An 8,365-nucleotide genomic window follows, 5' to 3' on the forward strand; every position below is an offset into this window, starting at 1 on the left:
ACCGCACGGGTCCGGACTTCGGGAGAGAACTTGTTGGTCGTCTTGCTTGTCATGGCTCCACCTTCTCAGGAATTGGAGCCTCCGAGCAACCCGGTGCGGTTCACTGCTCGGCTAGGGACGGATTCGGATTGAAGGCATACCTCGCCTGTCGCTTGCGCATCATGTGAATCATTTCGATGCCGGAAAGGATGGCGGAGGCGGTGGCCGTCGATTTGAAGCCGAGCATCGGCCGGACTCGGCGCTTGATGCGCCGATGGTCCTGCTCGATCCGATTGTTCAAATACGGGCTCCGGCGGATGCGGATGGGCTTCAGCCGGCGCCGGGCGCGATCCTGCAAGCGATTGGTGGTGTCGCAGGAAACGATCGCCTCGTGGTTGGTCTGGCTCCCATCGATGACGACGCGATCCGGTCGGCCATGACGGTCCAGCGCCTTTCTGAAGAAGCGCTTGGCCGCCGGCAGGTCGCGCTGCTCGCTGAACCAAAACTCGACTGTGTCACCGACATTGTCGATGGCGCGATAGAGATACATCCACTGGCCGCGCACCTTGATGTAGGTCTCGTCGACATGCCATTTGCCGGTCACGCCACGCTTGCGCTGGTTGAAGCGTTCGAGCAACAAGGGCGAGAAACGAACGGTCCAGCGGTGGATGGTCGTGTGATCTACCCTGATGCCGCGCTCAGCCATCATCTCCTCAAGATCACGCAGGCTCAAATTGTAGGCCAGGTACCAGCGCACGCAAAGCAGGATCACGGACTGGTCGAACTGACGGCCTTTAAACATTGCAACCCTCCGAAAATGATCGAAGGCTCCTTGCCACAGCGCTGGTAATCAAAAGGTTGCAACAGATCCGATCACGTTACGCATGCGGCCTTTTTGGGTCTATCGGCCAGAGCAATGGAGCGCAACCCAAGCCATACGTCACAGCGTAAAGGCCGACCATCTGAGCGGATAGGCTTCCTGTGGCATCGTCCCGTCAGCCGTTAGGCCGCGCTGTTCTCCTCCGGCTACGCGTTGGGCGACGGTCTGATCCTGTCGTCAATCGCGCTGTTCATGGCCGTGGGGCGGGACTGTCAGGAATCTTTGTGCTGGTCTGCATTCCTCCACTCAGTCCTCCCTGAAGGCGTGAGCGAAGCTGTCGGCAAAAGGCTGGAAGAGATATTCGAACATGGTGCGCTGTCCCGTCACGATGGACACATCGACGGGCATGCCCGGATAAAGCTTCACATGCGGAAGCTCCTTTAGCTGATTGGCATTCACCTCGACGGTGGCACTGAAATATGTCGTTCCGCTGCGCTCTTCGAGCACCGCATCGGCCGAAACGCGGGTGAGAACGCCTTCCAGCGTCGGCGTCACCCGCTGCTTGAAGGCAACGAGGCGCACCGTAGCCGGCAAGCCCGGACGGACGACATCGATGTCCAGCGGCTGGATTTTCACGTCAAGCACCATCTTGTCCTGGCTGGGAACGAGATCAAGGACATCGCCGCCCGGGGCGACGACCCCGCCGGGCGTGTGATATCGAAGGTTCGTCACCACCCCGTCCTCGGGGGCCAGGATGTCACGGCGTCCGGCGCGCGCGCTTGTTTTCAGGAAGGCTCTTTCCAGTTCGGAGCGCTTGGTCTGAACGTCGCGAAGGTCCTCTGAAGCGGTCTTGACCTGAGTGGCCTTTACGTTCTCGATTTGCGCCCCGGCTTCCGCGATCTGCTGTTTCAGGCTTTCGATCCGCGCCCGGTTCGCGGCGGCGTCGCCCTCGCTTGCTGCGAGTTGCTGCTCGAGGTCGAGAGCGCGAGACTTCAGTCCGAATCCTTTCTTGAGAAGCGACCGGGCATCCTTGAGTTCCTCCTGGAACGAGGGTATCTGGCGCTCGGTCGCGTCGATCTGCGAGGCCAGGGCCGAGATCTGCGCCCGATACTGGGCAATCCGCTGCTGCCAGACTTCGACCTGTGACCTCACCACCTCAGCCTGGTCGGAAAAAATGCGCTTCTGTCCGGCGATGGCCTCGGCGACCGGCGTCTCGCCGCGCCGGACCACCAGGTCCGGCGGGAACACGATTTCACGCAGGCTGTCGCGCTGCGCTAGCATGTGGACCGAGGTAGTCAGCACGAGCAGGTTGACGACGAAGCTGAAGCCCGCCACCGCGACGAAGCCGTCGCGGCAGCGGGAGAGCGTCTGGGTCAATGAACTTTGTGTGGGCATCGTGGCCAGGCCTGGTAAAATAAAGACTGCCGCGCAAAGCCTCAGGGCTCCGACGACGGTTCTGTCGTCTGGCGGAAGTCTCGGGACGATGGGCGGAGACTAATGAGGGCGGAGACTAATGAACCTGGAGCGGCCCGGTGCCGGGCCGCTCCAGAGATGACATGCTCAGACTGCCCAGGCTATGTGGCTCTCCACCGCACTCTGGTCCACTCCGAGAACGACGATGTCAAAGCTGCCGACATGGATGACGGTGTCGCGAGACGAAGTTCGGCAAGTCGCGGCTGGTGCCGCTCCATGTCACGACGGTCGCTGTGCTGTCGGACTATGCCGCGCGACGCGACGCGCATCTCGGCATGCCGCGCAGCCCCTATTTCTTTGTCGCAGAGCAGGGCGGCAGATTGCTGCACCAAGACGAGAGCGGAGAAGTAGACGCTCTTTGCGGCCTAGACGGCTTCGACGGCGAGCGCGGTTGTGAACCCTTTTCCGCACGAACCGCTGGAGCATGCCATTTGAGCTCACGTCAAGACACTCGCTGTCAGCTGTCGCGATCCGGACAGAATTGTTTCCTCGCGACAGGCAGAAGTAGTCCCCGCTGATAAAACGACTGAGTCAGCGTGGTCTTTTAACTGGCATGGCGTTTGCTGCGTGAATCTGTAACCGCAAACGTGAGCTTTGCGTCGGCATCGGAAAATTGGGCCGATGTCAAATAACACGGGGGCAGCTTCAATAGCATCGCGACTGTGCGGAACCCCTCTGATGCTGATCGCCAGCCGGCGTCAAATTGGCAGGGACGAACCAGCCGGTGGTTGCTGTGCATTAGCCGAAGGCAGGAAACAGGAATGGAACGAGCAGTTAGATTGTTGTTTAAGTGTTTTCCATTGTCGGCTGCGATCAAAAGGAAAATTGATAACAAGAGACCCTTAGATCCAATTCCAAACGGAAGACGTATTGAGAACAATATTGAAACACTGGTGAATAATAGCAAGAACAATGACTCGATACGATTTATTGATGGTCTATGTGTTGGTAAGTTTAAGGACATAAATTACTTCCTTGTCTGTTCTCCAACAGACGAAATCGAAGCGCACGTTTATGAACACGGGACATGGGAGCCACACCTGCTTGACAAGGTGCATAGTATTTTATTTGGCAAAAAAACCGGAGTGTTTGTTGATGTAGGCGCGAATATTGGAGCTATCACTGTGCCACTTGCAAAGCAATTTCCAGATATTAGGTTTATAGCATTTGAACCGCACCCATATGTGTACGAAAGGTTTACACGCAATGTTTCTCTAAATGGCATATCTAACGTGCTGTGCATCAACAAAGCCGTTGGCAACAGATGCGGTACAGAAAGGCAGTTTTATGCCCAGAAAAATGACTCAACAAACCTTGGTTTGTCTGGTTTCAATCTTAATTATGATGTAACTGATCACGACTTGATTGTCGTTGAATCAGTTGAGTTAGACATCGCATTGTCCGATATCGACGACATAGTACTTGCAATAAAAATAGATGTGCAAGGCACTGAACTAGACGTTCTTAAGTCTGCAATGAAGGTAATTGAGAAAGATAAACCTATAATATTCTTGGAGTATGAGAGCGAGTACATCGATGATTGTGAAGAGGACGTTCAGAGGGAATATATGACGTTCTTCGAGCAATTGGGATACGATTTGTATTACAATCCATTATCTGGTTCGTTTCTTCCCAGGATTGAGCTGAGGGGGTATTTTTATGGAGACATAATAGCGTTTCCTAGAAAGTAGTCATAGAATCATCAAACTTCGTATGGCGGCGAGAGGGTTCGGGGGACGCCCCACCGTTTAACAAGCACTTATTGAGCCGCCAGCCCGAGGAGGTCGCAGCGGCAGAGCGGTCTCCATCGCGCGATCGAGACGGGCGTGGCTAATGCGCAGATAGACGATCACGCGCGCAGGTCCCTCCTCGACGGCGAGCCGGGGCTCAGGGCCTTCGGAGGTGTCCGCCTTGTAGCGCTTGCAGTAGCAGGCACACGTCCCGCCCGTGAGAACGGGAGGTTGGGGGGACAATCTCGGGCAGCTGGATGCGGCCGTGTGCGAGGAACGGCCGTCTGTTCGGCGTCCGACACGTCGGCGGCGCAGTGCGAGCTTTGCGATCTCTTGCGCGAGATGATCGGCTTTGCCGCCGAGCGGCTGATGGAGCTGGAGGTGGGCGCCGCCTATGGCGAGAAGAACCCGCTGCGGACGGCTCAGCGCAACGGCTATCGCGATCGCGATTGGGAGACGCGGGCCGGCACCGTCGAGCTGCACATCCCCAAGCTCAGGAAGGGCTCCTACTTTCCGGGCTTCCTCGAACCGCGGCGCATGGCGGAGAAGGCGCTGACGGCCGTCATCCAGGAGGCCTACGTCCAGGGTATCTCGACCCGCTCGGTCGACGACCTGGTCAAGGCCATGGGCATGAGCGGCATCTCCAAGAGCCAGGTCAGCCGGCTGTGCGAAGAGATCGACGGCAAGGTCAAAGCGTTCCTTGAAAGCCCCATCGAGGGCGACTGGCCATACCTGTGGATCGATGGTGCGCCGTGCGGCGCGGGAGGTGCGCATGAGTTAGCGTGACCTCTCAAGCTTGCCGACTTTCAACCGGCGGCTGAGATGCCGCCCGATTTACAGGAGCAGTGGATCGAAGGGGGCCGAGAAGCCTGACCGGGCGTCGTCGGTTGGGTTGCATAAGCAGATTGGCCTTAACTGTACCGGATGCGGGCCATCAACCGCAGGCCGGGCTACCGCAATGCCTATGGCGAGACAACGAAGTGAGCGTCAGAAGCCTCGAAACACAGAAATCGCTTCCATTAGCGTCCTTCGCGCCCTCGTGACCAATATCATTGCTGACGTTGATGAAGAGCGGCGTGAAGTCATTTTGACGATCCACTGGAAAGGTGGCCAACACTCCCAACTGCGCATTCGCAAACCCAAATCGGGCGAACATGGCCAGAGTACTCCCGAGGCCGCCCTTGCGATCATGCGGTCTATGGCGACCCGATGGTCCGATGCCGACATTGCCGCTACTCTCAACCGAATGGGAATGCAGACCGGACAAGGAAAAACCTGGACGGGGCGCCGTGTCGGGGCACTGCGCACAGTCCATAAAATCCACGGCTACCGAGCCGCCGAAAAGAATAGCGAGTGGCTCACGCTGACCGAAGCCGCCAAAAAGCTTGGAGTTACTGCCCATCGTGTCCGCCGACTGATCAAGGAGGGCGTGCTTCCTACCGAGCAAGTGGTGCCGGATGCGCCGCACCAAATACGAGCTACAGACCTGGAAAAGGATGAAGTGACCCAGTTTCCGCGTCACAGAGGCCCGTGTCGCATCAAAATGGAAAACCAAAAGTCCCTGTTTCCGGACGTTTGAAGAGGAGGTGCAGTATGAATCGGTCGTTGGGACGCAGCGCAAGGCCGGTTCAGCCGCATTGTTCGTAATGCAGATCCTGCCATCGTCGAGGAAGCGGGTAAACGCCGGCCATCGGCGCAGCATGTAGTTGATGGCCTTGGCGAGATCGTGGTTGCGTGAGAGCTGGGCAAGCTGGGCGATCAACCAGGCGTGAAGGTCCTCCATCAGTCGAGCGCTGCGCTCCTGGCGGGCGCAAGCACGCGCTTCAGCGCTCAATACGTTGATCTCGCGCTCGATATCGAACAGTGCATCCAGGTGCTGCACCGCCTCCAGTGCGATCGGGTAGATCGCCGCCCCTGTCCGTTCGCCGCGGCTCTTCTTGCGCGCTGCTCCCTCGACGTCGGCGAGTTCGAAGAACTTGCGGCGCGCATGGGCAAAGCAGCCCGCTTCGAGCACAGGCCCTGGGCGACGATCGGCTGCGTAGAGTTCGCCATAGCCGCCATAGGCGTCTGCCTGCAGGATCCCGGACCAGCTGTCGAGATGCGCTCGCGGATGTTCGCCACGGCGGTCGCGCGAATAGTGGAACAGCGCGGCGGGCGGATCGGCGCCGCCGAATGGCCGGTCGTCGCGGACATAGACCCACAGCCTGCCGATATCGGTCTTGCCCTTGGCGAGGACCGGCACCGTTGTGTCGTCGCCGTGCAATCGGTCGGCGGCGAGAACATGAGCCTCGATCCGGCGATAGAGGGGCATGAGCGCGAAAGTGGCCGCGCCAACCTGGTCGGCGAGCGTCGACAGGCTCAGTGGCACGCCCTCGCGAGCGAAACGTTCAGCCTGGCGGTTCAAGGGTTGATGCTGGCCGTACTTGTCGAACAGCAGCATGGCGAGCAAGCCAGGACCTGCCCAGCCACGCGGCACGACATGGAACGGCGCCGGCGGCTGGGTGATCGTCTCACAGTTCCGGCACGAGAACTTCTCGCGCACCGTCTGGATGACCTTCCACTGACGCGGGATCACCTCCAGTGTCTCGGTGATGTCCTCGCCGAGCTTCGAAAGCCGCGTGCCGCCGCAGGTCGGGCACGAACACGGTGCGGGAATGACGATGCGCTCACGCGGCAGATGCTCGGGAAACGGCTTCTTCACTGGCCGTTTGCGCTCGAAGGCGGTGACACTGGTCGTCCTGGTCGCCGCCGCCTCGGCGGTGAGGTCATCTTCGCTGGCGGTGGCCTCGAGTTCCTGGAGTTGCAACTCCAATTGGTCAAGCAGCCGACGGCTGCGCTCGGCGCTGGGGCCATACTGCTCGCGCCTGAGCTTGGCGATCTGCAGCTTGAGATGTGCTATCAGAGCTTCCGTAGCCGACGCCTTGGCCCTCGCGGCAGCAAGTTCAGCGCCCATCGAGACAACCAGCGCCTTAAGCGCTTCGACATCGTCCGGCAGGGGCGAAACGGCGGCTTCCATGGCCGAAATGAATCAGCACCCGGCACCCGGTGCAACCGAAAAATGCCGCTCCGGCAAGGGAAAATCCGCGTCCTATCCCGCACTCGCCGGACGCCAGCTGTACTGCGGGTTGCGCCAGTCAATTCCGTCGAGCAAACACGCCAGCTGAGCACTCGTCAGCGACACTGCACCGTCCTTCGCCTGGGGCCAGATGAAGCGGCCCTTCTCAAGCCGCTTGGCGTAAAGCGACATGCCGATCCCATCATGCCAGATGATCTTTACCAGCGATCCCGCGCGTCCGCGGAAAACGTAGAGATCGCCAACATGCGGTTATGTGGCGCGCCACATAATGCAGAGCGTTTTTAGCTTGGCGTCGCGCAGAAAGGCGGCTGGCGAGAGCGCGCTGTGGTGGATCGCGACGGTGAGCTAAAAACGTGTTGGACTAAGCCGCCGGCACGGGTGGCCGCTATGGGCGTTCAATTGAGGCGGTGCCCATGAACCGGCATGGCGTGGGCGCGGATGCGGTCTTGGACGCGGCGATTGCAGGGGCCGCCTGCGCCGAAAGCGGCACCGATATCGGTTGCGGCAAGGTGAGGACCGGCGCGGCGCCCTGCCGGGAGAGGCTGCCCGGGGGTGACGGCGCGCACCTTCGCGGGACCGGCTCGGTTTCGCGGCCGAACGGCGCGGGCGATACGGTGACGACGAAAGCTGAGCGCTTCTTTCATGATGTATCCCGGTATGGCGGGGGTCCGGTGACGCCGTCGAACGTTTCGATGACGATCATCTGCCCCTGATGACAGGCCGGGCATTGCCGGAGGGCATGCCCGGCAAGGTCCTCGTAGCGGTCGCGGTAGTCCTTCGCCGAGCAGCTTTTCGACGCCTGTGGAGCTGGCATGCCGAGCAGGTCGCGGCAGTGGGCGAGCTTTTGCGCGCGGTGGCGGTTGCCGAGGAAGCCGTAATAGCGGATGCGATGGAAGCCGTCGGGCAGGACATGCAGCAGGAAGCGGCGCATGAACTCGTCGGCCGAGACGGTCATGACCTTCTGTCGATTGCCGTGCCGGTAGTCCTTCCAGCGGAAACGAACGGTGCCATCCTCGATGTCGACGAGGCGGTTGTTGGAGATGGCGACGCGGTGGGTGTAGCGGCCGACGTAGTCGAGGACCTGTTCGGGTCCGGCGAAGGGCGGCTTGGCGAAGATCACTCGGCCTTTCGAACGGGCGCCAGATAGCGCCGGAAGGCGTCGCGCTCGCTCAAGGCCTGCAAGCTAGAGAAGAACTTCAACTGGCCGGCCGCGAAGGCTTTCTCCAGGTGCTCCAGAAACAAGCGTCGGAACAGGCGTGAGAGCACCCGGACCGGCAGGAAGAAGCC

At 59.9% G+C, this 8,365-nt stretch carries 3 protein-coding genes and 3 pseudogenes; 2 read left to right on the forward strand and 4 right to left on the reverse strand.

Annotated features, from left to right (window positions below; all coding sequences use genetic code 11):
* Positions 1–100 precede the first annotated feature (100 nt).
* Together ACFFNA_RS40345 and ACFFNA_RS40350 are read right to left on the reverse strand one after the other, a co-directional pair.
* Positions 101–781: an IS6 family transposase gene (locus tag ACFFNA_RS40345; protein WP_378926008.1), complete on the reverse strand. Its 681-nt coding sequence runs from the start codon at positions 779–781 to the stop codon at positions 101–103.
* Positions 782–1,105: 324 nt separating this feature from the next.
* Complete coding sequence (locus ACFFNA_RS40350) at positions 1,106–2,176, reverse strand: HlyD family type I secretion periplasmic adaptor subunit (protein WP_378926010.1); 1,071 nt, start codon at positions 2,174–2,176, stop codon at positions 1,106–1,108.
* Between the two features lie 857 nt (positions 2,177–3,033).
* Between ACFFNA_RS40350 and ACFFNA_RS40355 the strand changes: the two genes are divergently transcribed.
* Both ACFFNA_RS40355 and ACFFNA_RS40360 read left to right on the forward strand, forming a co-directional pair.
* Positions 3,034–3,963, forward strand: a complete 930-nt coding sequence (locus ACFFNA_RS40355) for an FkbM family methyltransferase (RefSeq protein ID WP_378926012.1) — start codon at positions 3,034–3,036, stop codon at positions 3,961–3,963.
* A gap of 306 nt (positions 3,964–4,269) precedes the next feature.
* Positions 4,270–4,746: pseudogene (locus ACFFNA_RS40360) on the forward strand (transposase); the annotation flags it as partial.
* A gap of 871 nt (positions 4,747–5,617) precedes the next feature.
* Here ACFFNA_RS40360 and tnpC read toward each other — a convergent pair.
* Both tnpC and ACFFNA_RS40375 read right to left on the reverse strand, forming a co-directional pair.
* Positions 5,618–7,018 (reverse strand): annotated as a pseudogene (gene tnpC / locus ACFFNA_RS40365) (IS66 family transposase); the annotation flags it as partial.
* A gap of 700 nt (positions 7,019–7,718) precedes the next feature.
* Positions 7,719–8,365 (reverse strand): annotated as a pseudogene (locus ACFFNA_RS40375) (IS91 family transposase); the annotation flags it as partial.

This window comes from Mesorhizobium kowhaii (assembly GCF_042431665.1).
GTDB classification, from domain to species: domain Bacteria; phylum Pseudomonadota; class Alphaproteobacteria; order Rhizobiales; family Rhizobiaceae; genus Mesorhizobium; species Mesorhizobium kowhaii.